Raw genomic sequence first — 26,657 nt, 5'->3', positions numbered from 1 at the left:
ATGAAGGTGCGGACAGGCAGAAATGGTGCACGGTGGCCGGTTGCCGCTGAAAGGGGATCGGTGACGGCTGAACTGGCCGTGGTGTTGCCCGCCGTCACCGCGCTGCTGGCGTTGTTGCTGCTTGCGGTCTCGGCCGGAATGCTGCAGCTTCGCTTGGAGGAGGGCGCGCGGGCCGGGGCCCGCGCGCTGGCACGAGGGGATTCCTCCGCGCAGGTGGTGGACACCGTCACCCGGCTCGCCGGACAGGGCACTGCCGTCTCCTTGGCGCATGAGGGCGCATATGCCTCCGTGACGGTTCAAGGGCGCGCCGGCGGCGTGCTGTCCGGACTGGTTCCTTGGGAACAAACCGCCCGCGCCACTGCACACACTGAAGAGGCCGGACCCCGTGGAGAGCGCTGAGTCCGGGGCCGGCACTGCGTTGGCGGCAGGATTGGCCTTGGCCATGCTTTTGCTCATGGGGCTGCTGCTGGGTTTGGGCCAGGCCGCAGTGGCTGCGGCGAGGGCCGCCAAGGCGGCGGATCTGGCGGCGCTGGCTGCGGCGGATGTTTACCGCGGCCTGGCAGCGGGTGATCCATGTGCCGTGGCGGCCCAGACGGCAGCACGCAATGGTGCGGCACTGGAATCATGCGCCTTGGCGGGGGATCTTTCCGTCCAAATCCACGTATCCGTAACCACGCCGTTTCCCTGGCCGGCGTCGGCAGTGGCCAGGGCCGGGCCGCCCTCGGACGCGGTCCTGCCGGGCCGTCCCTAGGGGGCGTGACTGAGCACGGTCTTAAGCCACAGCACCGCACCGGCCTTGTCCAGGGGGTTGTTCTTGTTCCCGCATTTGGGGGACTGCACACAGGACGGGCATCCCGACCGGCATTCGCAAGCGGCAATGGCGTCCAGGGTGGCCTTGAGCCAAACCCGGGCCATGTCAAAGCCACGCTCGGCAAACCCGGCACCACCGGGATGGCCGTCGTAGACAAAAACCGTCGGCTGCCCGGTGTCGGCGTGCAACGCCGTGGAAACACCGCCAACATCCCATCTGTCGCTGGAAGCCACCAGTGGGAGCAGCCCAATGGCTGCGTGTTCCGCCGCGTGCAGGGCACCGGGAAATTCGGGTTCGCTGAGTCCGCCGGCCAGCATGGTGGCATTGTCCAGGGTGAACCAGACGGCCTTTGTAAACAGGTCCCGGGCCTCCAACTCCAACGGTTCTTCCCCCAGCACCTCATTGGAAATGAGTGCCTTGCGTTGGAAGGAGACCACCTGCGTGCGGACCTGCACCTGGCCAAAGTGCATTTCCACCGGACCCCACAGTTCATGCCGTTCCGACTCCACCACTTCAATTTGAGTCACGTCACGGGCCGTGGTGTAAAAATCCGGGGTCCCGCGGCGCACCAGGGCACAGTGGTCGGCCTCATTGAGCTCCAGCACCACATAGGACGTGCCCTGGTGGACGTAAACGGCGCCCGTATGCGCCTGGTAGTGGGACTGGGGCGAGCCCATGGTGCCCAGCAGGGCCCCCGTGTCGGCCTCGATGATATTGATGGGCCCGCCACCGTCCTCCCGCAAATTCACCAAGGCCGCGGCACTTTGCGGATGCGTCCAAAACCAGCCGGCGGGCCGCCGCCGCAGATAACCCTGGGCCACCAGCTGGGCCAGGAGCGCCGGGGTGCTCGCATCAAACAAGGAGAGATCCTGGACGGTCAGCGGCATTTCGGCTGCGGCGGCACACAGGTGCGGGCCCAGCACATAAGGATTTGCCGGGTCAAAGACGGTGGCTTCCACGGAGCGGTCAAAAATGGCCTCCGGGTGGTGGACCAGGAAGGTGTCCAAGGGGTCGTCGCTGGCCACAAAGGCGGCCAGCGCATCCTGGCCCGACCTGCCGGCCCGGCCGATCTGCTGAAAAAAGGACGCCCGCGTACCCGGCCACCCAGCCACCAGGACCGCGTCAAGGCCGGAGATGTCAATGCCCAGCTCCAGGGCGGAGGTGCTGGAAATCCCCAAAAGCTCCCCGGCGCGAAGCGCCCTTTCCAGCTCCCGTCGTTCTTCGGGCAGGTAGCCGGAGCGGTAGGCGGCCACCCGGTGTGGAAGGCTTGGATCGACGTCGTCCAGGAGCCGTTTGGTGATGGCGGAGATGGTTTCAGCGCCGCGGCGGGACTTGATGAAGGCAATGGTGCGCACATGGGAGCTGACCAGGTTGGCCAGCAGATCGGAGGTCTCGGCAATGGCTGTGCGGCGGGATTTGGCCCCATTCTCGCCCTTGAAGTCCGTCAGTTCCGGTTCCCACAGGGCCACCGTTGTTGCACCATGGGGCGAATGGTCTTCGCTGATGGTGGTAACCGGCGCACCAATGAGCCGGGCAAAGGAGGCTCCCGGGTCTGCGGAGGTGGCGGAGGCTCCTATGAAGACCGGGCTGGCGCCGTAGTGGGTGCATATGCGCCGCAGGCGCCGCAGCAGCACTGCCACATGGGAGCCGAATACCCCGCGGTAGCTGTGGGCTTCGTCAATGATGACAAACTGCAGACGTTTGAAAAAGCGCGCCCACCAGCTGTGGTTGGGGAGGACGCCGAAGTGGAGCATGTCGGGGTTGCAGAGGATGAAGTTGCTGTGGTCGCGGATCCAGCGCCGATCTGCCGGCGCGGTGTCCCCGTCGTAGGTGGCGGCCCGCAGGGTGGGCAGATTCAGGGAGTTGAGGGCCGCGAGCTGGTCAGCCGCGAGCGCCTTGGTGGGGGAGAGGTACAGCGCCACAGCCCCCCCGCTTTCGAGCAGGCCCGGATTTTCCGCCACCCGCAGCGCGGCCCGGTGGATCGCATCCAAGGCCGGCAGCTGGTAGGCCAGGGACTTCCCCGACGCCGTGCCGGTGGCAATGACTGTGTGTTCACCTTGATGCGCCGCCTGGGCACCCGCCAGCTGGTGCCGCCAGGGCTGGTCCACGCCGAGGTGTGAATAGGCGCCCACAATGTCAGGATGCGCCCACGCAGGCCAGGGCTCATGCACTGCCGCGCGTGCCGGGATGCGGCGAACGTGCTGCAGCTGGGGAGGGGCCGAGCCGCCGCCCAGCAGCGAGATCAGCGAATCGTTTGTGGACACCCCATCATTGTGCCACCGCGCCATGTGGGCGCTGACCGTTCAAGCCCTCGCCAAGGCCCTTTCAATTGCCGGTTCCTGCGGCACCAAGCCAGGGCCGCGTCAATGCTGGGCAAGCTCCGCCAGCCGGGCCCGGGGGACCAGCACCGTCATGGTGCCCAGGGAACGCCAGCCCAGCTTGCGGTACAACCGTTGGCCGTCGGTGCTGGCGAGGACCACCCCCGTGGTGACGGGGTGCGCCTTGGCCCGGGCAGCCAAGGTCTGCATCATGAGCAGCCCATAGCCCTGCCGGCGGTGTTGCGGAACTGTTTGCAGTGAATCAAAGACGGCGTAGTCGCCGTGGATGGCTACGCTTCCGCTGGCCAGCAGGGTCTCCCCGCGCATGATGGCGGCTGAAAAACGTTCCTGACAGACGGATGCGCTGTGACGGCCGCCAAGCCGTTTGACCACCAGGGATAATTCCGGGTCACCCAGGAATGGTTCCTGGGTGTCCTGGCCGTCCATGGAGCAGACCATGAAATGTTCAGAGGTGGAGACCATGCCCAGCCCCGCCGCATGGGCCATTTTGACGTAGCTGTGCACTTTGGGGCCAATGACGCACAGGGTGTGCCGGGCGGTCGCGGCAGCTGCCTCGGCGGCAACGGCCGCGAATGCCTGCCGCGAGGGGTCACAGCTGAAGTACTCCCATTCAGGGCCCCTGTCCAGGCGCAGGGCCGCGCTGAAACCGGGCCCCGAGGTGGTCTGGTAACTACGCAGCGCGCTCCAACCGGCAAACCATGCCGCTGCATGCTTTTGCAGCTCGCTCGCTGTGACAGTCATATTCCCAGCCTATGCCACGGACACTGGGCTGGGCCCTGGGGAGGCATTTGGCTCCACGAAGTAGGCTTTAATGCGTGTCAATGAACAAAATTGTGCTCTTTTACGGCTTCACACCCCTTAGCGATCCCGAAGCAATCAAGCTTTGGCAGCGCGCGCTGTGCGAAAAGCTCAGCCTCAAGGGGCGCATCATCATTTCCAAGGACGGCATTAACGCCACTGTCGGCGGAAACATCAAGGACCTTAAACAGTACTTGAAGACCACCCGTGAATACCCCGGCTTCAAGGGCATGGACATCAAATGGTCCGAGGGCAGCGGCGATGACTTCCCCCGCCTGAGCGTGAAGGCCCGCGAGGAAATTGTCAGCTTTGGCGCACCCGGGGAACTCAAGGTGGATGAAAACGGCGTGGTGGGCGGCGGCACCCACCTTAAGCCCGAGGAACTGCACGAACTTGTCGCCGAGCGGGAAGCCAAGGGCGAGGACGTGGTGTTTTTTGACGGCCGCAACGCGTTCGAGGCACAAATTGGAAAGTTCAAGGACGCCATTGTCCCGGACGTGGACACCACCCACGATTTCATTAAAGAGCTGGATTCGGGCAAATATGATGACCTCAAGGACAAGCCCGTGGTCACCTACTGCACCGGCGGCATCCGCTGCGAGGTCCTAAGCTCGCTCATGGTCAACCGCGGCTTCAAGGAGGTCTACCAGCTCGACGGCGGGATCGTGCGGTACGGGGAAACCTTCAAGGACCAGGGCCTGTGGGAGGGTTCGCTGTACGTCTTTGACAAGCGCATGCACATGGAATTCAGCGAGGAGGCCCGGCAATTGGGCCACTGCATCCGCTGCGACCATCCCAGCAACAAGTTTGAAAACTGTTCCAACCCCGGCTGCCGCAACCTCAACCTGTATTGTGCCCAGTGCGCCAGCGCGCCGGAGACCCTGCTCTGCCCGCAGGGCTGCACCGGCTAGAGGTGCCAGGTTGCCCCCGGGGCCGCTTCGGTCCGGGCAACTGGCTAGGCTTGTTCCATGACTGACTTCGCCACCGTGCCCCACGCTCCACGCAGTGACAAACCCGCCCTTGTAGCGGCTCTGGCCCAGGATTTGCTGGCGGCAGACTATACGGTCGACGGCGTGGCGGAGCTTCTGGGCGAGGAAGCGAACCAGGCCCTGGCCCGGGACCAGACAGTCCACGCGGCAATGGTTTTGCGCGGCACCAGCACCGCCCTCGCCAGCCTCATCAGGCTCTGGCTGTTGGCGCAGAGCATCAGCGGGCGCGAACTGGAGTTGGCGCTGCCCACCAGCTGGCCGGACGTGATGGAACTGGGCCTGATTGAAGGGACGGGGGAGCAGGGGCAGGTGCGTGCCGCCGTCGACCTCCGCCCCTACGGCTGGCCGGCTGCCGAGGACCAGGGGCAGGACACAAATTTGTGGGTGGCCAGCGACCTTGGCGCCCATCAGCGCCCGGGCGTTCTGCACAAGGACCACGTGCTGGGGATTGGGCAGGCCTCGCTCACCTTGGCCCAAGGCACCATGCGCCGGCCGGTGAAGCGGGCGCTGGATCTGGGAACCGGCTGCGGCATCCAGCTTTTCCATCTGCTCCACCATGCCGAATCCGTGGTGGCCACCGACATTTCCGAACGTGCCCTGGCTTTCACACGGTTCAACCTGGCGCTCAACGCCCCTGCCCTGGGACTTTCCCCCACCGATTTTGACGCCGGCAACACAGCCGCCCGGGTGTCCCTGCGTCTGGGCAGCCTGCTGGAACCAGTGGCCGGGGAACGCTTTGACCTGGTGGTCTCCAACCCGCCGTTTGTCATCACCCCGCGCCGGCAGGGCGAGCAAAGCAGCGAACAGTTCACCTACCGTGACGGCGGATTGGCCGGCGATGCCATTGTGGAATCCCTGGTGCGCCAGCTGCCTGACATTCTTAGCCCCGGCGGAACCGCCCAAATGCTGGGCAACTGGGAAATCCCGTCCGACGGCGGCACGGTGATGCCGTGGCACAGCCGCCCCGCACAGTGGCTGGCGACCGGCACGGAGGCCTGGTTCATCCAGCGCGAGCAGGTGTCACCGGGTGCTTATGCACAGACCTGGCTGCAGGATGCCTCCCAGGGCCGGGATGCCACCGCCTACGCCGCAGCATATGAGGAATATCTGCTGGACTTCGCCTCCCGGGATGTCGCGGCAATTGGTTTTGGCTACATCATGCTGCGCCGCCCCACCGAAGGGGAAAGTGCGGCAGCTGCGCGCTTTGAGGAAATCCTGTACCCCATTGAACAGCCCGTGGGCCCCCGCCTGGCCGACGCCCTGGACCGTGCGCTGTGGCTGAAGCAAAACCCGGACCTGAGCCAGGTTCATCTTTTGGTGGCCGGGGATGTGACCGAGGAACGCCACCAGCGGCCCGGGGCCGAGCATCCCGGGGTGATTTTGCTGCGCCAAGGGGCAGGCCTGCGCCGGACCAATCTCCTGAGCACGGAATTGGCCGGATTTGTCTCCGCCTGCGACGGCGAGCTCAGTGTGGGACAGATCATTGGGGCCCTGGCGGTGCTGCTCGAACGCGGTGATGCGCACTTTGTGGAGGCGCTCGCGGCCGAGGTGCGTAATTTGGTGCTCGATGGCTTTCTGCACCCGGATGCGGGGCTTGGAGGGAGCTGAAAGAACCGCTTTGCGCAGCGCCTGTTTGCCGGCCGGGTTTCCCCCGCAATACGCGTTCAAGGTAAAAATATGGTGAACTAGGCTCTTGGGGGCGTGCGTTCGTCCCATTTTCATTCCCTGTAGGAGTACCGTGCCCAGCAAGGCAGCAGCCAGCAAGCCAAAGACCGGCAAGAAGCTCGTGATCGTCGAGTCCCCTGCCAAAAGCAAGACCATTGCCAAGTACCTTGGCGAGGGTTTTGTGGTGGAAGCCTCGATTGGCCACATCCGCGACCTGCCGCAGCCTTCCGAGCTGCCCGCCGAACTCAAGAAGTCCTCGATCGGCAAGTTCGCCGTGGACCTTGAAAACGATTTCAAGCCGTACTACGTGGTGTCCTCGGACAAGAAAAAGAAGGTGGCCGAGCTTAAAGCACAGCTCAAGGACGCCGACGAACTTTACCTGGCAACCGATGGGGACCGCGAGGGCGAAGCCATTGCCTGGCATCTGCTTGAGGTGCTCAAGCCCAAGGTGCCCGTGCACCGCATGACCTTCGCTGAAATCACCAAGGAATCCCTGCAGCGCGCCCTGGGCAACCTGCGCGAACTGGACACCGATCTGGTGGATGCCCAGGAAACCCGCCGCGTGGTGGACCGTTTGTTCGGCTATGAGCTTTCCCCCGTGCTGTGGCGCAAAGTGGCGCCCAAACTGTCCGCCGGCCGCGTGCAGTCAGTGGTCACCCGCATGGTGGTGGAGCGTGAGCGTGAACGCATGGCCTTCCGCTCGGCCAGCTACTGGGACCTGACAGGCACCTTCGGCACCACCGACACCGCCGAATCCTTCGGCGCCAAACTTGCGGCGGTCGATGGCAGGCGCGTTGCCTCCGGGCGTGATTTCAATGACAAGGGCGAGCTCACGGGCAAGAACGTGGCGCACCTGGACGAGGCCACCGCCAAGGCCCTGGCCACCGCCTTGCAGAATGTGGATTTCACTGTCCGCTCGGTGGAGCACAAGCCGTACACCCGCCGCCCTGCAGCGCCGTTCACCACCTCGACCCTGCAGCAGGAGGCCGGCCGCAAGCTGCGCTTCTCCTCCAAATCCACCATGCAGACAGCCCAACGCCTGTATGAAAACGGTTACATCACCTATATGCGTACGGATTCCTCCTCGCTCAGCGACGAGGCCGTCAACGCTGCCCGCCGCCAGGCCTCGGAGCTGTATGGGGCCGAATTTGTCCCCGCCGCGAAGCGCGTGTACGCCACCAAGAGTTCCAACGCCCAGGAAGCCCACGAGGCCATCCGCCCCGCCGGCGACTCCTTCCGCACCCCGGCCCAGGTGGCCAGTGCCCTGCGCGGAGACGAATTCAAGCTCTATGAACTCATTTGGAAGCGCACCGTCGCCTCCCAAATGGCTGACGCCAAGGGTTCGACGGCGACCATCAGGCTTGGTGCCACTGCTTCCGGCGGCGCGGCCGACGGCCAGGACGCGGAATTCTCCGCCTCCGGAACCGTCATTACCTTCCGTGGCTTCCTGGCCGCCTACGAAGAGGGCCGTGACGAGTCCCGCAACTCCTCGGATGATTCGGACCGCCGCCTGCCCAACGTCAAGGAAAACGATCAGCTGACCGCGGCCAATGTCCAGGCCAGTGGGCACGACACCTCCCCGCCGCCGCGCTTCACTGAAGCGTCGCTGACCAAGGAAATGGAAGAGCGCGACATTGGCCGCCCTTCCACCTACGCCTCCACCCTGTCCACCATCATGGACCGCGGCTACGTCCGCAAGCAGGGCTCGGCGCTGGTGCCCAGCTGGATTGCCTTCTCCGTGGTGCGCCTGTTGGAGCTGCACTTCACCGACTATGTGGACTATGAATTTACCGCCGGCATGGAAACCGGGCTGGACAGGATTGCCAACGGCCAGGAGGAAGGTTCCGACTGGCTCAAACACTTCTACTTTGGCGGCGAGGAGAACAAGGGCCTGCAGGCCATTGTGAACAACCTTGGCGACATTGACGCCCGGGACATCAACTCCCTGCCCATCACCGACACCCTGGTGCTGCGTGTGGGCAAGTTCGGCCCCTATCTGGAATCCACGGTCCCCACCGTGGATCCCAAAACCGGTGAGATCATTGAAGCGGCCCGCGCCAACGTCCCCGAAGACCTTGCCCCGGATGAGCTCACGGCCGAAAAGGCGCAGGAGCTCATGGACACCGCGGCCCCGGAGGAGCGCGTGCTGGGTGTGGACCCGGAGTCCGGGCACACGGTGGTGGCGAAAAACGGCCGCTATGGACCGTATGTCACCGAAGTCATTCCGGAAATGACGGCGGAGGAAATCGCCAACCAGCCAGTTGAATACTACAAAAACGGCAAGCCGAAGCCGCCGAAGAAGCCTGTCAAGGCCAAACCGCGCACCGGCTCGTTGTTCAAGTCAATGAGCGTTGACAGTGTCACCCTGGCTGAGGCGCTGGCGCTTATGAGCCTGCCGCGCGTTTTGGGCGCCGATGCGGAGGGCAATGAAATCACGGTGCAGAACGGACGCTTTGGCCCGTACCTGAAGAAGGGTTCGGATTCGCGCTCCATCGCCACCGAGGAAGAAATCTTCACCATCACCTTGGACGCCGCGCTGGAGATTTATTCGCAGCCCAAGCAGCGCGGCGCCCGTGCCGCGGTGCCGCCCTTGGCCGAATTTGGCGACGATCCCGTCTCCGAGAAAAAGATCGTGGTCAAGGAAGGCCGTTTCGGTCCCTACATCACCGACGGCGTCACCAACATCACCGTGCCGCGGGGCACTGAAATTGAGCAGCTGACACGGGAAATGGCCATTGAGCTGCTGGCCGACAAGCGTGCCCGGGGACCCGCCAAGCGCACCACCAAGACCCCGGCCAAGAAACCGGCGGCCAAGAAGAAGGCTGCCGCCAAAAAGTAAAACAGCCAAGCTGGCCGGGCCCCGCATGCCATCGGGCGTGCGGGGCACTTTTTTGCATTATTTTCCTTAGCGGCCGTTCCGCAGCCCAAGGCGCAGCCCTGACCAGAAGGCCAAGGCAAGCAAACCCGCAGCCAAAAGCGCCAAGCCTGCCACGCTGGGACCGGAGATTAAATACCCGCCCTGGGGAACGAAGGTGGTGTCCGCGAGCGGTGCGTAAGCGAACCATCCGTAGTGGACCGGGCGCATGGACCCTGCCAGGAGGATGGCGGCTGCGCCAATTATGCAAAGCACAGCAGCCAGCAGGATCAAGCGCATGGCGCGGGGAGTAGTCATAAACACACTCTAAACGCACCACGGGCACGCCATGTTTGGAACATTGTGCGCACCGTGCGAAGAAATAATTGCTGCGCCTACGGACGGCCTGAGCCGTGGAAGGGGCTGGAGAGAGAATAATGGGCCTATGAGATTAGGCGTGCTTGATATTGGTTCCAACACCGTCCATTTGTTGCTGGTTGACGCGCATGCGGGAGCCAATCCGGTGCCCTTTGCCTCGCACAAGCGGGCCCTGAGCCTGGTTAAATACCTGGACGACGACGGCAACATCACCGATGAGGGCCAGCACGAACTCATTGAATTCATTTTGGAGGCGTGGGAATTCGCCGCGAAGCACAAGGCCAAGGACCTGCTGGCTTTTTGCACCTCCGCCATCCGCGAATCCACCAACGGGGCGCAGGTGTTGGCCAGGGTCCAGCACGAGACCACCATCAGCCTCATCGAGCTCACCGGCGAGGAGGAGTCGGCCATGACCTTCTTTGCCGTGCGCCGCTGGCACGGCTGGGGCGCCGGAACCATTTTGAACCTCGACATTGGCGGGGGTTCCTTTGAAATTTCCCAAGGTTCCGATGAGCTTCCCGACCTGGCCCACTCGGTGCCCCTGGGCGCCGGCCGGCTGACCCGCGAGTGGTTGGAGGCGGATCCGCCCACCGCGAAGAGCATCAAGGCGCTGCGCAAGCACATCAAGGCCACCTTGAAGGAACCCGTCGCCGCCACAAAGGCGCTCGGTGTGCCCAACGTCGTCACGGGCTCCTCCAAGACGTTCCGGGCACTGGCGCGCATTACGGGGGCGGCGCCGTCGTCCATGGGGCCCTATGTGCGCCGCGAACTGCATTTAAGTGATCTGGGCCTGTGGTCGCAGCGGCTCTCGGCCATGTCCTCTGCCGACAGGCTCTACCTTCCGGGGGTGTCCGCCGCCCGGGCGCCGCAGGTTTTGGCCGGGGCCCTGGTGGCGCAAAGCGCACTGGAAATGTTCAATGTCACAGCCCTGCAGATCAGTCCCTGGGCGCTGCGTGAAGGGTTGATCCTGCGCCGGCTGGACCAGTTGATTTTTGACGGGCCGTTAGACCCGCCTGCACATATTGCTAAGCTGAAGAACTCGGACCCAAGGTAGGTGGAAATGACCAACGCATCCGCAGGCATGCCCGACGGCGGCCAGCCCGGCGATCCTGCCCCGGCGAGCCCGCAAAAAATTCCCGTGGCACTGTCCACGGCGTCGGTGTACCCGCTGTCGGTGCATGACGGCTTCGCCATTGCCGCTGATGTTGGTTATGACGGCGTGGAAATTCTGGTGACGCACAATGGTGACAGCCAGGACGCGTCCGCGCTGAATAAACTGGCTGAACGCTACGACCAGCCCATCCTGGCCATCCACGCACCCACGCTGCTGCTCACCCAGCAGGTATGGGGGAGCGCCTGGAACAAGGTGCAAAGATCAGCGCAAATGGCTGTGGATGTGGGCGCCGAGGTGGTTGTGGTGCACCCGCCCTTCCGCTGGCAGAACGACTACGCCGAAACCTTTGCCCACGGGGTGAAGGACATTGCCGAGGCCTTCGGAGTCCGCATTGCCGTGGAAAACATGTACCCCTGGCGGGTGCGGGGCCGTGAAGCCCTGGCTTATTTGCCGCACTGGGACCCGGTCTCCCAGGACTATGCCGACGTGACGTGGGACTTTTCCCATGCCGCCTCCGCGGGCGCATCCAGCCTGGATGCAGTGCATGCGCTCGGCAGCAGACTCCGCCACATTCACCTGACCGACGGCATCTCGCCCTCCACCAAGGATCAGCACCTGATCCCCGGACACGGCACCCAGCAATGCGTTGAGGTGCTGCAGCACCTGGCCGCCACCGGGTTCGACGGCGCCGTGGTGGCCGAGATCTCCACCCGCAAGGCCCGGGGCGCCGGTCAGCGTGAGGAATGGTTGGCCGAGACCCTGGACTTTGCCCGCGTGCACCTGGGGCAAAAGAAACCCTGAGCCAGGCCGGCCGGCGTGTCCCGTTGGCCGCGGGAGACGGCCTTAACGTGAAATCGCCGGAGAATTGCACCAGTGGCGGGGGGACCACTGGCGAGTTCTCCGGCGATTTAACCGCATCTTCAGGACAAGACCGGTTCGATCATCACTCGCACCCTTATCAGGTGTTTAAAACATTAGGAGGGCTCATTGAGAAAAGCCGGGGCATCAGCTGGGCGTTTGCCCTGAACAGCGGGCAGCCCTTCCTGAAGCCGGTCCGCCCCGGGCACGCAGTTGCATGCCCCGCCACGGCCAAGAATGATGGGACCATGAAGACAAAGATTGCGTTTCTGGGCTGTGGTTCCATGGGTGAGGCCATTTTGGCCGGGATGCTGGCAGCGGGCACCTCTCCCCAGTCCGTGGCCGTGACCGTGCGCAGGCCCGAACGTGCCCACGAACTCGCCACCAGCTACGGTGTCACGGCACTGGCCCACAACGAGGAAACCGAGGCCAACATCCAGGCCGTCACGGGCGCCGGCGTCGTCATTTTAGGGGTCAAACCGGCAGGCATTGCGGACTTGTGCCGCGAAATTGCGCAGGACCTGGCGGCGGAGTCGGTGGTGGTCAGTGTGGCCGCGGCCGTGTCCCTGGCCCAGCTCGAAGGTGCCTTGAAAGCCGGCCAAGCCGTGATCCGCTCCATGCCCAACACCCCGTTGAAGGTGGGACGCGGGGTGGTGGCCCTGTCCACCGGCAGCAGCGTCGACGAGCATCAGCTGGCAGCCGCGCACGCCGTTTTTGCCGGATCCGGTGTGGTGCTGGACGTTCCGGAGGAACAGCAAAACGCGGTCTCGGCCATTAGCGGCTCAGGCCCGGCCTACGCCTTCTACCTGGCCGAGGCCATGGCTGCTGCCGCCACGGATCTTGGCCTGGCTCCGGAGATTGCCCACATCCTGGCCCGTGAGACAGTGGCCGGTGCCGGCTTGATGCTGGCCGAACCCGGCGCCGTTGCCGCCGAGCTGCGCCGCGCCGTCACCAGCCCCAACGGCACCACCGAGCAGGCCCTTGCCAGTTTTGACCGGGACGGGCTTCCCGCGATCATCAGCGCCGGCGCCCAGGCGGCGGCGGCGCGGGCCGCAGCCATCACGGAGGAACTTGGCCACAAGTAGGGTTTTTCACTGCCTGCCGGCCCCGCCTTGGCGTGCCCGGCTGAACTGGCGTCCGGCCTCCAGGGCCAGCAGCAGCGCCTTGGCGTCCACGCCCCCCAGGTAGGAGCCGGCACTGCCATCGGAGCGCACCACCCGGTGGCACGGCACCACCAGGGGCAGCGGATTGCGGGCGCAGGCGGTCCCCACGGCCCGTACCGCGCGGGGGCTGGAGGTCCGGGCCGCCACGGCCGTGTAGCTGGCGGTGTGTCCATAGGGGATTGTGGGCAGCTGGGCCAGCACCTCCCGCCGGAAACCCGTGGCAAGCTGAAAATCCAGGGCAAGGTCAAAACTGCGCCGCCGGCCGGCAAAATACTCCTCCAGTTCCCGCGCCGCCTGATCCAGCCGGGCAGGCAGGTGCAACACGCGGGGGCTGATGGCCAGCGCCAGCTCCGCCAGCACGGCGTCGTGCCTGCCACTGGCAAAAGCCACCCGCACCAGGCCTGCGGGGGTGCTGGCGAGCAGCAGTTCCCCCACCGGCGAATCGAGCGTGCGGTAGGCCACGTCCACGAGTCCCTGGGCGCCGGCCAGCTGCCGGAAGCGCGCTTCAAGGCCCGCCGCCACGCCGCCGGGTGCAAGCTGTGCCAGTGCGGCCGCCAGATCACGTTCCTCAGTCATCTTCAATGCTCCTCCTCACGGGCCAGCAACAACCGCAGCGCCTTCATGCCATCCGCCGCGGCCCGCCGCGCGGCCACCTCCGAATTGCCCAGCAGGGCGGCGGCCTCCGCGTACCTGAGCCCGGCTATGTGGTGGTACACCACGGCCTCACGCTGCATTTTGGGCAGTCGTGCCAGGGCTGCCCAGAGCCGGCGGGCCGTCTCTGCCGCCTCCAATGCACGTCCGACGCCGTCGGGCCCGGCCGGCGGCTCCTGCGCCACCTGCCCGGTGGGCTGGGGGACGCCGGCGGCGCGCCGGTGATGGTCCACGCACTTGTTGCGGGCAATGGCCACCAGCCAGGCCTGCCAATTTTTAACCGGCACCGTGCCGGGATAGACCCGCAGGGCCGCCAGAAAGGTTTCCTGCCAGAGGTCATCCGCATCCACCGGGCCCACCAGGGCCCGGCACACCCGCAGCACCGTGGATCCATGGGCTGCAACGAGGGCCTCGAAGGGCGGCACCGCCATCAGGGCTTCGCCGGGCGCCGGACGCCCCAAGGCGGTGCCCGGGTGCCCGGGGCTGTTGACGGCGGCCATGGCTAGAACAACGGGGCCGTTTGAACCCGGGACGGGTCTTCGAGCTCAAGCAAAAACTGCTTCCGGGCCATCCCGCCGGCATACCCCACCAGGGAACCGGCGGCCCCCACCACCCGGTGGCAGGGAACGATGATGCTCAGCGGATTGCGTGAATTGGCCGCCCCCACCGCCTGGGCCATGGCCGGATTGCCCAGCAGCGCGGCCACCTGGGAGTAGGTGCGCAGCTCGCCGTAGCCGATGCTGCGCAAAACCTCCCAGACCCGATGCGCGAACACGCTGCCAAGCGGTGACAAAGGCAGCGAAAACTCCTTCCGGCCGCCGTGGAAGTATTCGCCCAGTTGTTCAATGGTGGCGGCTAAAACGGGGGAATCAGCCGCGGAAAGCTGCGGTCCCAACGTCTCAAGGCCCGGGCGCCGCTTGTGGTCGGCCATGTACACGGCCGCCAGTCCGGCGTCGTTCTCCACCGCCGTCAAAGGCCCCAGCGGGGAATCAAATACTGCATGTTGCTTCATGTTCACACACCTCCTGCCCTGTAGACGCGGTCCGGGCGGAAAACGTGAGCATCAGGGCCGGGCGGCAAAGCGTTCCAGCAGATCCACGTCGCCGGAGACAATCAACATGTCGCGGCTGGACACGCGGGTGTGTGGTTGGGCATAGGTGAAGTCCTCACCGGGGGACTTCACCCCCACCACCGTCACCCCGTACTTGGAACGGACCTTGGATTCCTCCAGCGTGAAGCCCTGCGTTTCCTTGGGCGGGTACATTTTCACAATGGCGAAGTCGTCGTCAAACTCAATAAAGTCCAGCATGCGCCCGCCCACCAGGTGCGCGGCCCGGACGCCGGCATCCGCCTCCGGGTAAATGATGTGGTTGGCGCCAATGCGGCTCAGAATTTTTCCGTGCGACTGCGTGATGGCCTTCACCCACAGGTGCGCGATTCCCAAATCCACCAGGTTCACCGTGATGAGCACGCTGGATTCAATGGAGGTGCCCACCCCGACGACGGCGGAGCTGAAGTCCTGGGCGCCCAGCTGCCGCAGCGCGTCCATGTCGGTGGCGTCGGCCGCGACCACGTGGGTGAGCACGCCCGCCCACTTCTGCACCAGGGCAGGATCGCGCTCAATGGCCAGCACCTCGCGGCCCTGCTTGACCAGCTGATGTGCGGTGGCGGCGCCGAAGCGGCCCAGACCAATCACCAGCACGGGGGCGTTGTGGGGCGGGCGGTTGCTGGGGTCTGCCTTGTCAGCCAATGATGGGCCTCTCTTCCGGGTAGTGGTACAGCTGGCGGCGCTGGCGCAGGGCCAGCGCCGCCGCCAAGGTAATGGTGCCAACGCGGCCAAAGAACATCATGGCGCATAAAACATACACGCCCGAGGGCGGCAGTTCGGCACTGAGCCCCGTGCTCAGCCCCACCGTGGCGAAGGCTGAAATGGTTTCAAAAAGCACCCGGTCCAGGCTTTCCCCGGAGATGCCCAGCAGCAGCCCGCACGCGAGCATGACCAAGGTGGCGCCCAGCATAATGACGGAAATGGCCACCCGCAGCACATCCTGGGGAATGGTGCGGCCGTGGACCTTCACATCGCTGTCACCGCGCGCCTCGGCAACAATGGCCAAGAACATCACTGCCAAGGTGGTGACCTTAATGCCGCCGGCGGTGGAGGCGGAACCGCCGCCCACGAACATCAAGGCGTCCGTGAGCAGCATGGTGGAGGAGTTCATGGCGTTCATGTCCACCAGGTTGAAGCCCAGGGATCTGGTCATGACGGAGGCAAAAATGGCGTGCGTGATCTTGTCCCCCACGGTCATGGCGCCAATGGTGTCAGTGTTGTTCCACTCCAGGGCCCCCCACAGCACGGAGCCGGCCGCCAGCAGCAGCAGGGAGACTTGAATGGTGAGTTTGGCGTGCAGCGTCCATTTTTTGAAATGGAATCCCGTGGCCAGCAACACCATCAGGACCGGGAACCCCAGGCTGCCCACAAAACCGCCCACCATCAACGGAATGAGGATCCACAGGTCATTTTCATAGGGCACCACGCCGTCGGAGTGCGGGGTGAATCCGGCATTGTTGAAGGAGGAGATGGAATAAAACGCAGCATGCCAAATGGCTTGGGGGAGGGATTCGCCCAAAATCAAAAACCGCGGGGTCAGGACCAGGGCCAAAACCAGTTCAATGGCCACGGAGGTGGTGATGATGATGCGCAGCAGCGTACCCACCTCACCCAGCCGCCCGGCATTCATGGCCTCCTGGGCAATGAGCTTGCCGCGCACGCCCAGGCGTTTGCTGACCATCAGCGACATGAGGGAGGCCAGGGTCAAAATGCCCAGCCCGCCCACAAAAATGCCGATGAGGATCACCAGCTGGCCAAAAAAGGACCAGTGCAGGGCTGTGGACACAGTGGTCAGGCCGGTCACGCAGACGGCGGAGACAGCCGTAAACAAGGCATCATGAAATGTTGTGGGCGCCCCGTCCCGGGCGGCAACGGGAAGGCTCAAGGTAAAGGTGAATGCCAGGATCACCAGGAAAAAGACAATGAGCGCCAGGCGGGCCGGGGAGCTTTTGGCCACCCGGTCAACAAAGTCCCGCGCCCCCACCGCAAACCGCAGGGGCCACCGGGAGAGCTTCTCCGGAAGGGTTGATTGGGAAGTCAACGCTGTCCTGCCCCTCCTGCGCATAGGTCCGCCATGGCCGTGGATACGGCAATCATGGCTGGACTTCGATAGCCTGTGATGGATGTCATCCTTTGCCAGCTCCGGGCCAGCGGCCGTCCCGACCAGCATAGTCTGCGACGCGGCCATGTCTGCGTACAATTTTGGCCCCAACCACCCCATGTCTCCAAAGCGTCTGGATCTCACCACCCGCCTGGCCCGCGGGCTGGGAATTTTGGACCTGCCCCAAGTCGATGTGGTGCAGGCCTACGTGGCGTCCGACGACGAGCTGGCCACCGTCCACGAACGGGACTACATTGCTGCCGTGCGGCGGGTGGGGGACGAACCGGCAAATCCCGAGCCAAGCCGCGGGCTGGGCACCGAGGACGATCCCGCCTTCCCCGGCATGCACCAGGCCAGTGCGCGCATTGCCGGCGGATCGATGGTGGCCGCCAATGCCATCCTTGATGGGTCCACTCCGCGGGCCGTCAATTTTGGTGGCGGAATGCACCACGCCTTTGCCGGGAAAGCCTCCGGATTCTGCATTTACAACGACGCCGCCCTGGCCATCACCAGGCTGCTGGCGCAGGGCGTTGCCCGGGTCGCCTACATTGACATTGATGCCCACCACGGCGATGGCACCGAGAGCATTTTCTGGGATGACCCGCGTGTGCTGACCATCTCCCTGCACGAGACGGGCATGACCTTGTTTCCCGGCACCGGATTTGCCAATGATCTTGGCGGAGCAAATGCCCAAGGTTCCGCAGTGAACGTCGCGCTGCCGGCCGGCACCTCGGATGCCGGTTGGCTCCGGGCCTTCCATGCTGTCGTGCCGCAGCTGGTGGAGGCCTTCGGCCCCGAGGTCATCGTGAGCCAGCATGGCTGCGACTCGCACCGTGCCGACGAACTCACCCACTTGAACACTTCCGTGGACGGGCAACGTGAGGCTGCCCTGAGCATTGCGGCGCTTGCCGACAAGGTCTGTGAAGGCCGTTGGATTGCCACCGGCGGAGGCGGGTACAACATTGTCAGCGTGGTCCCGCGCGTATGGAGCCACTTGATGGCCATTGTGGCGGGAAGGCCCGTGCCCTTGCGCACGCCCGTGCCCGCTGCCTGGCGAAGCCATGTGGCGGAAAAATATGGCCAGCATGCGCCATTGCTGATGGGTGAGGACGCAGACACATGGTGGCGCTCCTGGGAGGTGGGGTACAACCCCTCGGATGCGCTGGACCGCACCGTCATGGCCACCCGCAAGGCAGCCTTCCCCCTCTACGGGCTTGACCCCTGGTTCGACTAGGGCACAGGGGGCTGGGGCCCCGCGCCCGGCGTCCCCGGCGCACAGACCGCCGGATGCTGTGCGCCTGCCCACAATTTGGCGGGGTCAAGATGCCGTCAAAGGCATATGTCGTTAGGGTAGTGGGATGGTTGCAGAAAAAGTCTTTGCGGTGATTGCCGAAAGCACCCGGCGGGACATCCTTCAAGCTCTGGCCCGGGAGAACAAGGCGGTGGGTCAGCTGGTGGAGGAACTGGGCGTGGCCCAGCCCACGGTTTCAAAGCATCTGCGCGTTCTTCGTGAGGCGGGCGTGGTGACCATGCGGGCGCAGGGCCAAAAACGCTTTTACGGCCTCAACGCCGAGCCTTTGGCCCTCATTTCCACCTGGCTGGATTCCCTGGGCGCCGGCGTACCGTCAAAGGACCGGGCCGCTGCCGGGACCTCCGGCGGCCATGCTGAGGCGGCGCTGGCGGCAGCTGTCTTGCAGGTGGTGGAAAAACCGGCCGGACCAAAGACCACAGGCCTGGTGGAGGTCCCGGACATGATGCCGGTGCCGGCTGCCGCCGCCGAGCCGCCGGCCGACTCGGTGGCTGGTGCAGCTGACGTCCTTCCGCGGCCTGCCGCCCAGGAGCCTCTGGAGCACACCCCGGCCGCGGCCGTCCTTCCGGATGCCGTCACGGCAGCGGCCGGGCAGGCCGTGGCGAACCAAGTGGTCCCCAAGCAGTCAGTGGTTCCCTTTGCCGGCAATGATGCCAGTGTGCAGGGCCAAATCGGCCGTAGCGTGGGGCGGGCCGCCGTCAGGGCCGCAGATCTGCTGGCGAACCTCTCCGCACTCCCCAAGATGCGGCGCAAAAAGGACTGATTCCACCAACCGCATCGCGTTGATCCGCGTGTTTATGCATGATCATGCATTTGATTTCGTTTTGTGAGAAGAATTGTTCTCTCTGCCTGGGCATCTGGATGATTGCAAGTGAGCATATTCCGCGCCTGGTTTGGGCGCCCCACTTTTTTTCAGGAGACTCATGGATACCAGGCTTGAAGCCATCCGGGAGCAAGTGTTAGCCCGCAACCCCGGCGAGAAGGAATTTCACCAGGCAGTTCTGGAGGTGTTTGAGAGCCTCGGACCGGTTTTGGACAAGCACCCCGAATTCGTTGATGCAGCGGTCCTGCAGCGTTTGTGCGAGCCAGAGCGGCAGATCATTTTCCGCGTGCCGTGGGTGGATGACTCCGGCCGTGTCCAGATCAACCGGGGCTTCCGCGTGGAATTCAACTCCGCCCTGGGGCCGTACAAGGGCGGCCTGCGCTTCCACCCTTCCGTGTACCTGGGCATTGTGAAGTTCCTGGGCTTTGAGCAGATCTTCAAAAATGCCCTCACCGGCATGCCCATTGGTGGCGGCAAGGGTGGCTCCGACTTTGACCCCCGCGGCAAGTCCGACGGCGAAGTCATGCGTTTCTGCCAGTCGTTCATGACGGAGCTCTACCGCCACATCGGTGAATACACTGACGTTCCCGCAGGCGACATTGGCGTGGGCGGCCGTGAAATCGGCTACTTGTTCGGCCAGTACAAGCGCATCACCAACCGCTACGAGTCCGGCGTCCTGACGGGCAAGGGCATTGGCTGGGGCGGCTCCCTGGTGCGTCCGGAGGCCACAGGCTTCGGCACCGTGATGTTCACCCAGGAAATGCTCAAGACCCGCGGCACATCCCTGGATGGCCAGCGCGTGGTGGTGTCCGGCTCCGGAAACGTGGCAACTTTTGCCATTGCCAAGGCGCAGCAGTTGGGCGCGAAGGTTGTGGCCTGTTCAGATTCCTCCGGCTACATTGTGGACGAGAACGGCATTGACGTTTCCCTGTTGCGCCAGATCAAGGAAAAGGAGCGCGGACGTTTGAAGGAGTACGCGGTCCGCCGCGGAGCTTCCGTCAACTACGTTGAAGGCGGTTCCGTCTGGGATGTCAACGCCAGTGTTGCACTTCCCTGCGCCACCCAAAACGAGATCAACACAGAAGCCGCCACCCGCATGGTGAAGAACGGCCTGACCGCCGTCGCTGAAGGTGCCAATATGCCCTCCACAAGTGGCGCCATTGCCGTGTACCAGGAAGCCGGCGTGCTGTTCGCACCGGGCAAGGCGGCCAATGCCGGTGGCGTGGCCACCTCGGCTTTGGAAATGCAGCAAAACGCCAGCCGGGATGCCTGGTCATTTGAACACACCGAGGCCCGCCTGCAGCAGATCATGGTGGGCATCCACGACCGCTGTGCCGAAACGGCCGACACCTACGGCTCACCCGGGAACTACGTGGTAGGCGCCAACATTGCCGGCTTCGTCAAGGTCGCCGATGCCATGTTGGCCCAGGGCCTGATCTAGGCCCCCGCTTTCCCAACGGCCCGCGGCACGCTGGTTGAAACCACCTTTCACGTGGTTTCAACCAGCGTGCCGCGGGCTGTTTTTTTATGCCTCACGACAGCCGCAACCGGATATGAAAGGATTCAATTTCGGTTTGACAGGCAGTATGTGCGCGTTCACAATTGGAGTTGCACGCCGACCGCCCACCCCGTGGGCCTACTTCCCCAAGGCACCAGGAGAGACCAGCCATGAACCGTGCCCGGATTGCCAGTGACGCCGGCTTCAGCCAAGACGCACCAGGGGTGAACCGGGATGAAGAAGGGCAGCCGCCCCTCTGGCCAGGCGCCGCCTGGTCAAAGGAGACGCCATCGCCGGTTCCCGGACACTACGCCGACCCAAACCTTGCCGTTGTGGATGGGAGGTATTTACTGTTCGCCACCACCGACGGATCGCCGGACTGGGGTGCCACGGCCTTCCATGCCTTCACCTCGACCGATCTGCTGGTTTGGGAAGACCATGGCGCCGTTTTTGACGTGAGGGACAGCTCGTGGGCGTCCGGGCATGCCTGGGCTCCGGGATATGCCCAGGCAAACGGCAGGCACTACCTGTACTACACCGCCGACCGAGGATCGATCGGGGTTGCCGTGGCGGATGAGGCCACCGGCCCCTATATTGACTCGGGGCGGCCGCTCGTGGCGCCCGGGGACTTTGACGGCGTTGCCATTGATCCGGCGGTCTTTCGGGACCACGACGGCGCCCACTATCTTTTCTGGGGCAACGGCGTTGCCCACGGCGTCCGCCTGGCCCCCGACATGGTCTCCTTTGACCCGGATGCCGTGGTCTCCTGCGTGCCCGAAGGATTCCGTGAGGCCGCCTGGGTGCACCGCCGCAATGACGTCTATTATCTGAGCTGGTCGGTGGACGACACCCGAAGCGAAGACTATCAAGTGCATTACGCCACTGGATCCGCTCCGCTTGGCCCCTGGCGGAACCGTGGCGTCCTGCTGAGCAAGCAGCCTGAACGCGGGATCCTGGCCACCGGCCACCATTCAATCGCCCCCGGCCCCGGCCCGGACGCCTGGGTGATCGCCTACCACCGGTTCGCCATCCCTGATGGGAATGGATACCACCGGGAACTGCGCTTTGACCTTTTGGAACACGGTGCTGATGGAGGGTTGAAGCGGGTGGAACTCTCCACGGCGCCGCTGCGCCTGCCGTTGACCGGCGCCGCCAGCAAAAGCACCAGGGCCAATGGGCAGGGAGGGGGTTGATGCCGGAGGGGGGATTTCTGCTTTGCTATTTTCTGGCCGAGGACGTCGCCGACGGAGAGCAGCTGCGTTTCGCCCTCAGTGACGGGCCAACGCCACTGTCATGGACGCCGCTCAACGGCGGCAGGCCCGTGCTGAGCTCCGCCGTGGGCGAGTGCGGCATGCGTGACCCCTTTCTTGTCAGGGACGAAGCCAATGGGAAATTTGTGCTCCTTGCCACCGATCTCAAGATTGGCAGTGGGCAGGACTGGAACAGGGCCACGCGCTACGGCAGCGATGCCATCATTGTCTACGAATCCTTCGACCTGGTGCATTGGAGGGGCCCATTTCGACGCCGGATCGCACCCCCGGAAGCCGGCAACACCTGGGCGCCGAAAGCATTCTGGTCAGCGGAACGTGAGGCCTGGTTGGTTTTTTGGGCGTCCGCATTGTTCCCCAACGGGCAGGACCGGACCGCCGGAAGCCACCAGCGGATGATGGTGGCAGCCACCCGGGACTTTGGCAGCTTTGGCGAGCCACGGACCTACCTTGATCAGGGCCATGATGTCATTGACGCCACGTTCCTAAAGGACGGAGGCCGCTATTACAGATTCTCGGCCAATGCGCAGGGTCCGGAAAAATCCCCCAGACACAGCCTCCACCTCTTGTGCGAGGTGGGAACCTCGCTGGAGGACCCAGCCTTCATGCCCGTTGCGGTGGACATTGGCAAGGGCGTGATGGAGCGGGCCGAAGGGCCGGCGGTGGCTGCCGATCCTGCCGGCGGCAGGTGGTATCTGCTGGCGGATGAGTTCGGTCTCCGGGGCTACCAGCTGTTCACCTGTACGGACCTTTCCCTGGGCCGCTGGGAGCACCTGAGCGACGCCCGGCTGCCGCCGGGTGCCCGGCATGGCTCCCTGCTGGCGCTCAGCGCAGACGAAATGGCCCGGCTGCACAGCGCCCAGTGGACCAATGCGTAAGCAAGCAGCTCGGCTGCAGGGACCGCCCCTAGGAATGCGCTTGCCAAGACGCCCCCAGACGGATATTGTATCGTTTCATAAGTGTTATTCACATCACCTTAACCTGTGGTGGCAACCACTTTCCAAGTATTGACAGCGGTGACCAGAGCGGTTCCGCGCAAATCAACGAGCGAGGGAGCTCTCATGATCAGCAGAAGGAACTTCATCACAGCCATTGCCACCGGTGTCACCGCGACTGCGCTGCTTAGCGCGTGTGGAGCATCCGGTGGTGAAGGCGGCACCGCCGAGGACCCCACGGTTTTGAACTACACCTGGTGGGGCAATGACGACCGTGCCGAGCGCACCAACAAGGCCATTGCCTTGTTCAACGAGCAGAACCCCACCATCAAGGTGGTGGGCACCTTCTCCGACTGGGCCGGCTACTGGCAGAAGCGTGCCACCGAAGCTGCAGGCGGCGGCCTGCCCGACGTCATGCAGTGGGACCTGTCCTACCTGCGCGACTATGCCCAGCGCAACCAGCTGTTGGACCTGAGCGACATCGGCATCGACATGTCCGGATTTGAATCGACTTTGCTGCCCTCGGGCAAGGTCAAGGACAAGCAGTACGGCATTCCCACCAGCACCAATGCCTTTGCCATCTACTACGACCCGGCCAAGGTCGCCGAGGTGGGCATTGCCGAGCCGAGCGGCAACTGGACGTACGCCGAGTACCAAAAGTTCCTCACGGATGCCGGCACTGCCAGCGGCGGCAAGTACTACGGCTCCAGCGACTTCAGCGGCGTTTGGTGGCACTTCAACATCTGGCTGCGTCAGAACAAGATTGCCGACTTCACCGCGGACGGTCAGTTGGGCTTCACCAAGGATGACCTGAAGAAGTGGTGGGGCTTGAATGCCAAGTTGCGCGGCACGCCGGCGATCATTCCCTCGGACCAGGTGACCCAGCTGAAGCCGAAGTCGCCGTTCGGCTCCAACAAGACCGTTTCGGAACCGACCTGGGACAACTTCATGGCCGGCTACCTCTCCGACTCCGGAGCCGCGGAACTGAAGATGGTGACAGTGCCGTCGGATGATCCGGACAACCTGGGCTTGTTCCTCAAGCCCTCCATGCTGATGGTGGCCAGCGCCAAGACCAAGAACAAGGACGCGGCTGCAAAATTCATTGACTTCATGGTGAACTCACCCGAGGTGGGGGAAATCTTCAAGACCTCCCGCGGTGTGCCTGCGTCCAAGGCCCAGCGCGACGGAACAACGTTTGAAGGCGTTGACGCCCAGGTTGTGGCCTACGAAGAGTCCATTGTCCAGTACCTCAGCGACGCTCCCGAGCCGCCCATTGTTGGCTTTGGAACCTTGGAGAGCGAGTTCCTGCGCATCTCCGAAGAACTGAACTTTGGCAAGGTCGATGTGGACCAGGCAGTTGACCAGTGGTTCAGCTCGGCTGAAGACGTCATCAAGCAAAACTCCTAAACCACGGAATTAAAAATGACACAAACACCAGCTCTTCCCCGGCGGAAGACGCCCGTTCCTGCGCTGCGGCCTGAGAAGGCCAAGCAGCGCAGGGCGGAGGCCCGTGCCGGGTACACCTTCCTGCTGCCCTGGCTTTTGGGGTTCATTGTGCTCACGGCCGGGCCCATGATCTCGTCCCTGTACCTGTCCTTCACCAACTACAACCTTTTTGAAGCGCCCAAGTGGATTGGTTTTGACAACTACACAACCTTGTTCCAGGACGAACGCTTTTTGCAGTCGGTGAAGGTCACCTTCACCTATGTGATCTTTGGTACGCCCACAAAGCTTGCAGCTGCCTTGGCCATTGCCATGCTGCTGAACAGCAAGCGCCGCGGCCAGGGTTTCTACCGTTCGGCGTTTTACGTCCCGTCCCTCATTGGTGCCAGCGTGTCCGTGGCCATTGTGTGGAAGGCCATGTTTGGTGATGCCGGCCCGGTGGATCAGATCCTGCAGTTCTTCGGCATTGGGATTGGCGGCTGGGTGGGCAACCCGAACATGACCATGCCCATGATGATCCTGTTGACGGTGTGGCAGTTCGGCGCCCCCATGATCATCTTCCTGGCCGGGCTCAAGCAGGTTCCCGCCGAGCTTTACGAAGCTGCGGAAATGGACGGGGCAGGGCCGGTGAAGAAGTTCCTCAGCATCACCTTGCCCATGCTTTCGCCAGTGATTTTCTTCAACCTGCTGATGGAAACCATCCACGCGTTCCAGATCTTCGCCTCCGCCTACATCATCTCCAACGGTGACGGCGGACCTGCAGGGTCAACCATGTTCTACACCCTGTACCTGTACCTGCGCGGCTTCGGGGACTTCCGGATGGGTTACGCCTCGGCCATGGCATGGTTGTTGCTGATAGTGATCGGCATCATCACCCTGGTCTTCTTCAAGACCTCCAACAACTGGGTCCACTACAGTGGGGATGAAAAATGACCGCCACAGCCGTTAGCGTCTCAACCAATGAGCCGCAGCAAAGCAACCATGATGTGCAGAAGTCAAACAAAAGCACGACCTTTTTGGGAAGAAGCCTCAAAAGCCTGCTCTTCCACGCAGCATCCCTGATCCTGATCGCGGTGGTCCTTTACCCCGGGGTGTGGATGGTGGCCTCCTCGTTCAAGCCCAGCAGCGAGATCGTGGGCAACGCCGCGGTCTGGTCCTCCAACTTCAGCTTCGACAACTTCGTCAAGGCCATGGACGGAATTGGCGGCGTCAGCACCCTGACGTTCTTCACCAACTCCCTGATCCTCGCCGTTGGTTCGGTCATTGGAGTGGTCATCTCCTCGACCTTGACCGCCTACGCGTTCACCAGGATCAATTTCCCGGGCCGGAAGATCTTCTTCACCCTGATGATCATGACGCTGCTGCTGCCCTTCCACGTGGTCATCATTCCGCAGTACATCATCTTCCAACAGCTGGGACTGGTGGACACCTTCCTGCCGCTGCTCATTGGCAAGTTCCTGGGCGCGGACGCCTTCTTCGTCTTCCTCATGGTCCAGTTCATGCGCAATCTCCCCAAGGAACTTGACGAGGCGGCCCGCATTGACGGGGCCGGACACGTACGGATCTTCTTCAGCATCATGCTTCCGCTGATGAAGCCCTCGGTCATCACCGCCTCCATTTTTGCCTTCATCTGGAGCTGGAACGACTTCCTCGGACCGCTGCTCTACCTCAACACGCCCGACAAGTACCCGCTGCCCTTGGCCCTGCGCCTGTTCGTGGATCAAACCCAAAGCTCCGACTACGGCGCCATGATCGCCATGTCCGTTCTGGCCCTGCTCCCGGTGCTGCTGTTCTTCCTCATCTTCCAGCGGTACATTGTGGAAGGCGTCTCCACCCAGGGGCTGAAGGGATAGGCAATGTCGGCGCACAACCGGATTCTCCAAGAACGGCGCAAGGCGCGGCGCGCAGCCATGGCCGAGCCCAAGGTCAACAAATTTGCCTTGTTCGGGGAAACGGTGCTGCTGGGCGTGACCTTGTTTGTCCTGGCGCTTCCCGTAGTGACGGCGCCGGCTGCGTACGCCGCCGGCGCCGCCCACATGGAGCGGCATCTGGCCGGCAGGCCTGACACGGTGCTCTCGCTCTGGAGCGATTTCCGTGCTGCGCTGCCGGGGAGCTGGAAGTTTGGCTTCGGGGCGTTGGCTGCCGGGGCAATTGCGGCCGTGAACCTGCTGTTGGCCGCGTCCGGGCAGTTGCCCGGCGGCACAGGGGTTCTGATCGCCACAGCGGCGCTGGCCGCCGGACTGGCGGTGCTGTTGTTGCGCACGGCAGTCCTGTGGCAAATCAAGCGTGCGGATGCGGGCAGGACTGCAGCCGGTGTTTGGGCAGGTGCCTGGGCGCAGGCAAAGACCGAGGCTGTCGGTGATGTGGCGGGCACAGCCCTGCTGCTGGCGGCAATGGCCATGTCCGTGACCTTTGTGTGGATGCTGCCACCACTGGTGTTCATTGTCCCCGGGGTCATGGTTCTGGCCGTTGTTGCAGTCAGGTACCGTACCATCTCCAAATAATCACAAAAGCCAAGGGGCCCTCCGGCCTGCAGAACTTCCTGCAGGCCG

General features: G+C 63.8%; 25 protein-coding genes. 17 read left to right on the top strand and 8 right to left on the bottom strand.

The features are described from left to right. Positions 1–60 precede the first annotated feature (60 nt). The gene (locus ACFUCV_RS09640) at positions 61–399 is read left to right on the top strand and encodes a TadE family type IV pilus minor pilin (protein WP_380815004.1); all 339 of its coding nucleotides are present in this window, start codon (positions 61–63) and stop codon (positions 397–399) included. Next, positions 386–751: an Rv3654c family TadE-like protein gene (locus tag ACFUCV_RS09635; protein WP_380815002.1), complete on the top strand. Its 366-nt coding sequence runs from the start codon at positions 386–388 to the stop codon at positions 749–751. Before ACFUCV_RS09640 ends, ACFUCV_RS09635 begins: the two co-directional genes overlap by 14 nt. Here ACFUCV_RS09635 and ACFUCV_RS09630 read toward each other — a convergent pair. Continuing rightward, on the bottom strand, positions 748–3,075 hold the full coding sequence (locus ACFUCV_RS09630; protein WP_380815000.1) for a DEAD/DEAH box helicase: 2,328 nt from the start codon (positions 3,073–3,075) through the stop codon (positions 748–750). The two genes, ACFUCV_RS09635 and ACFUCV_RS09630, sit on opposite strands and share 4 nt — an antisense overlap. A gap of 99 nt (positions 3,076–3,174) precedes the next feature. Beyond that, positions 3,175–3,891 (bottom strand): GNAT family N-acetyltransferase, encoded by a 717-nt coding sequence (locus tag ACFUCV_RS09625; RefSeq protein WP_380814998.1) that lies wholly within the window; start codon positions 3,889–3,891, stop codon positions 3,175–3,177. Between the two features lie 74 nt (positions 3,892–3,965). Here ACFUCV_RS09625 and ACFUCV_RS09620 point away from each other — a divergent pair, with 74 nt between their 5' ends. From ACFUCV_RS09620 to topA, 3 genes are all read left to right on the top strand, one after another. Next, positions 3,966–4,859: a rhodanese-related sulfurtransferase gene (locus ACFUCV_RS09620; protein WP_380814996.1), complete on the top strand. Its 894-nt coding sequence runs from the start codon at positions 3,966–3,968 to the stop codon at positions 4,857–4,859. Between the two features lie 57 nt (positions 4,860–4,916). Beyond that, a complete protein-coding gene (locus ACFUCV_RS09615) occupies positions 4,917–6,545 on the top strand; it encodes a methyltransferase (RefSeq protein ID WP_380814994.1) in 1,629 nt (542 codons plus the stop codon). Positions 6,546–6,675: 130 nt separating this feature from the next. Beyond that, positions 6,676–9,441, top strand: coding sequence for a type I DNA topoisomerase (gene topA / locus ACFUCV_RS09610; protein WP_380814992.1), 2,766 nt, complete (start codon positions 6,676–6,678; stop codon positions 9,439–9,441). Positions 9,442–9,507: 66 nt separating this feature from the next. On the opposite strand, the gene ACFUCV_RS09605 is transcribed toward topA, so the two are convergent. Beyond that, entirely contained in the window at positions 9,508–9,774 is a 267-nt protein-coding gene (locus ACFUCV_RS09605) for a hypothetical protein (RefSeq protein ID WP_380814990.1), read from the bottom strand. Positions 9,775–9,901: 127 nt separating this feature from the next. On the opposite strand from ACFUCV_RS09605, the gene ACFUCV_RS09600 reads away from it, so the two are divergent. The 3 genes from ACFUCV_RS09600 to proC all read left to right on the top strand — a co-directional run bounded on the left by ACFUCV_RS09600 (position 9,902) and on the right by proC (position 12,891). Then, complete coding sequence (locus tag ACFUCV_RS09600; protein WP_380814988.1) at positions 9,902–10,888, top strand: Ppx/GppA family phosphatase; 987 nt, start codon at positions 9,902–9,904, stop codon at positions 10,886–10,888. A 27-nt stretch (positions 10,889–10,915) separates the two neighbouring features. Beyond that, positions 10,916–11,749, top strand: a complete 834-nt coding sequence (locus ACFUCV_RS09595; protein ID WP_380815159.1) for a sugar phosphate isomerase/epimerase family protein — start codon at positions 10,916–10,918, stop codon at positions 11,747–11,749. Between the two features lie 305 nt (positions 11,750–12,054). Beyond that, a complete protein-coding gene (gene proC / locus ACFUCV_RS09590; protein ID WP_380814987.1) occupies positions 12,055–12,891 on the top strand; it encodes a pyrroline-5-carboxylate reductase in 837 nt (278 codons plus the stop codon). Positions 12,892–12,897: 6 nt separating this feature from the next. Here the strand turns inward: proC and ACFUCV_RS09585 are convergent, their stop codons facing one another. From ACFUCV_RS09585 to ACFUCV_RS09565, 5 genes are read right to left on the bottom strand one after another with little or no spacing between them, the layout of a single operon-like run. Then, positions 12,898–13,545, bottom strand: a complete 648-nt coding sequence (locus ACFUCV_RS09585; protein ID WP_380814985.1) for a methylated-DNA--[protein]-cysteine S-methyltransferase — start codon at positions 13,543–13,545, stop codon at positions 12,898–12,900. A 2-nt stretch (positions 13,546–13,547) separates the two neighbouring features. Continuing rightward, complete coding sequence (locus ACFUCV_RS09580; protein WP_380814983.1) at positions 13,548–14,120, bottom strand: RNA polymerase sigma factor; 573 nt, start codon at positions 14,118–14,120, stop codon at positions 13,548–13,550. Positions 14,121–14,122: 2 nt separating this feature from the next. Then, entirely contained in the window at positions 14,123–14,632 is a 510-nt protein-coding gene (locus ACFUCV_RS09575) for a methylated-DNA--[protein]-cysteine S-methyltransferase (RefSeq protein WP_380814981.1), read from the bottom strand. A 51-nt stretch (positions 14,633–14,683) separates the two neighbouring features. After that, positions 14,684–15,322, bottom strand: a complete 639-nt coding sequence (locus ACFUCV_RS09570; RefSeq protein ID WP_380815157.1) for a potassium channel family protein — start codon at positions 15,320–15,322, stop codon at positions 14,684–14,686. Positions 15,323–15,362: 40 nt separating this feature from the next. After that, a complete protein-coding gene (locus ACFUCV_RS09565; RefSeq protein WP_380814980.1) occupies positions 15,363–16,769 on the bottom strand; it encodes a TrkH family potassium uptake protein in 1,407 nt (468 codons plus the stop codon). A 145-nt stretch (positions 16,770–16,914) separates the two neighbouring features. Between ACFUCV_RS09565 and ACFUCV_RS09560 the strand changes: the two genes are divergently transcribed. The 9 genes from ACFUCV_RS09560 (at position 16,915) to ACFUCV_RS09520 (ending at position 26,609) form a co-directional block, all read left to right on the top strand. After that, a complete protein-coding gene (locus ACFUCV_RS09560; RefSeq protein WP_380814978.1) occupies positions 16,915–18,063 on the top strand; it encodes an acetoin utilization protein AcuC in 1,149 nt (382 codons plus the stop codon). Between the two features lie 124 nt (positions 18,064–18,187). Next, on the top strand, positions 18,188–18,901 hold the full coding sequence (locus ACFUCV_RS09555; protein ID WP_380814976.1) for an ArsR/SmtB family transcription factor: 714 nt from the start codon (positions 18,188–18,190) through the stop codon (positions 18,899–18,901). Positions 18,902–19,061: 160 nt separating this feature from the next. After that, a complete protein-coding gene (gene gdhA, locus ACFUCV_RS09550; RefSeq protein WP_380814975.1) occupies positions 19,062–20,402 on the top strand; it encodes an NADP-specific glutamate dehydrogenase in 1,341 nt (446 codons plus the stop codon). A gap of 227 nt (positions 20,403–20,629) precedes the next feature. Then, positions 20,630–21,652 carry a family 43 glycosylhydrolase gene (locus tag ACFUCV_RS09545; RefSeq protein ID WP_380814974.1) on the top strand — a complete coding sequence of 341 codons (1,023 nt, stop codon included), beginning with the start codon at positions 20,630–20,632 and terminating at the stop codon, positions 21,650–21,652. Then, positions 21,652–22,605 carry a glycoside hydrolase family 43 protein gene (locus ACFUCV_RS09540; RefSeq protein WP_380814972.1) on the top strand — a complete coding sequence of 318 codons (954 nt, stop codon included), beginning with the start codon at positions 21,652–21,654 and terminating at the stop codon, positions 22,603–22,605. Before ACFUCV_RS09545 ends, ACFUCV_RS09540 begins: the two co-directional genes overlap by 1 nt. A gap of 183 nt (positions 22,606–22,788) precedes the next feature. After that, entirely contained in the window at positions 22,789–24,069 is a 1,281-nt protein-coding gene (locus ACFUCV_RS09535; RefSeq protein WP_380814970.1) for an ABC transporter substrate-binding protein, read from the top strand. 15 nt (positions 24,070–24,084) lie between these two features. Next, positions 24,085–25,038: a carbohydrate ABC transporter permease gene (locus ACFUCV_RS09530; protein ID WP_380814968.1), complete on the top strand. Its 954-nt coding sequence runs from the start codon at positions 24,085–24,087 to the stop codon at positions 25,036–25,038. Continuing rightward, on the top strand, positions 25,035–25,958 hold the full coding sequence (locus ACFUCV_RS09525; protein WP_380814966.1) for a carbohydrate ABC transporter permease: 924 nt from the start codon (positions 25,035–25,037) through the stop codon (positions 25,956–25,958). The genes ACFUCV_RS09530 and ACFUCV_RS09525 overlap by 4 nt, the downstream gene beginning before the upstream one ends. A gap of 3 nt (positions 25,959–25,961) precedes the next feature. Further along, positions 25,962–26,609, top strand: a complete 648-nt coding sequence (locus tag ACFUCV_RS09520) for a Poxvirus protein I5 (RefSeq protein WP_380814964.1) — start codon at positions 25,962–25,964, stop codon at positions 26,607–26,609. The last annotated feature ends 48 nt before the right edge of the window (positions 26,610–26,657 follow it).

The sequence above is a fragment of the Specibacter sp. NPDC057265 genome, from assembly GCF_042668835.1.
GTDB lineage: Bacteria > Actinomycetota > Actinomycetes > Actinomycetales > Micrococcaceae > Specibacter.
The sequence above is the reverse complement of the archived record's forward strand: the minus strand, read 5'-3'. Positions and strand labels throughout refer to the sequence as shown.

Excerpts from the sequence above, each read along its gene's own strand:
- ACFUCV_RS09625 (WP_380814998.1), bottom strand. The coding sequence starts at position 3,891 with ATGACTGTCACAGCGAGCGAGCTGCAAAAGCATGCAGCGGCATGGTTT.
- ACFUCV_RS09615 (WP_380814994.1), top strand. The coding sequence starts at position 4,917 with ATGACTGACTTCGCCACCGTGCCCCACGCTCCACGCAGTGACAAACCC.
- ACFUCV_RS09605 (WP_380814990.1), bottom strand. The coding sequence starts at position 9,774 with ATGACTACTCCCCGCGCCATGCGCTTGATCCTGCTGGCTGCTGTGCTT.
- ACFUCV_RS09600 (WP_380814988.1), top strand. The coding sequence starts at position 9,902 with ATGAGATTAGGCGTGCTTGATATTGGTTCCAACACCGTCCATTTGTTG.
- ACFUCV_RS09595 (WP_380815159.1), top strand. The coding sequence starts at position 10,916 with ATGCCCGACGGCGGCCAGCCCGGCGATCCTGCCCCGGCGAGCCCGCAA.
- proC (WP_380814987.1), top strand. The coding sequence starts at position 12,055 with ATGAAGACAAAGATTGCGTTTCTGGGCTGTGGTTCCATGGGTGAGGCC.
- ACFUCV_RS09585 (WP_380814985.1), bottom strand. The coding sequence starts at position 13,545 with ATGACTGAGGAACGTGATCTGGCGGCCGCACTGGCACAGCTTGCACCC.
- ACFUCV_RS09580 (WP_380814983.1), bottom strand. The coding sequence starts at position 14,120 with ATGGCCGCCGTCAACAGCCCCGGGCACCCGGGCACCGCCTTGGGGCGT.
- ACFUCV_RS09575 (WP_380814981.1), bottom strand. The coding sequence starts at position 14,632 with ATGAAGCAACATGCAGTATTTGATTCCCCGCTGGGGCCTTTGACGGCG.
- ACFUCV_RS09560 (WP_380814978.1), top strand. The coding sequence starts at position 16,915 with ATGTCTGCGTACAATTTTGGCCCCAACCACCCCATGTCTCCAAAGCGT.
- ACFUCV_RS09555 (WP_380814976.1), top strand. The coding sequence starts at position 18,188 with ATGGTTGCAGAAAAAGTCTTTGCGGTGATTGCCGAAAGCACCCGGCGG.
- gdhA (WP_380814975.1), top strand. The coding sequence starts at position 19,062 with ATGGATACCAGGCTTGAAGCCATCCGGGAGCAAGTGTTAGCCCGCAAC.
- ACFUCV_RS09545 (WP_380814974.1), top strand. The coding sequence starts at position 20,630 with ATGAACCGTGCCCGGATTGCCAGTGACGCCGGCTTCAGCCAAGACGCA.
- ACFUCV_RS09540 (WP_380814972.1), top strand. The coding sequence starts at position 21,652 with ATGCCGGAGGGGGGATTTCTGCTTTGCTATTTTCTGGCCGAGGACGTC.
- ACFUCV_RS09535 (WP_380814970.1), top strand. The coding sequence starts at position 22,789 with ATGATCAGCAGAAGGAACTTCATCACAGCCATTGCCACCGGTGTCACC.
- ACFUCV_RS09530 (WP_380814968.1), top strand. The coding sequence starts at position 24,085 with ATGACACAAACACCAGCTCTTCCCCGGCGGAAGACGCCCGTTCCTGCG.
- ACFUCV_RS09525 (WP_380814966.1), top strand. The coding sequence starts at position 25,035 with ATGACCGCCACAGCCGTTAGCGTCTCAACCAATGAGCCGCAGCAAAGC.
- ACFUCV_RS09520 (WP_380814964.1), top strand. The coding sequence starts at position 25,962 with ATGTCGGCGCACAACCGGATTCTCCAAGAACGGCGCAAGGCGCGGCGC.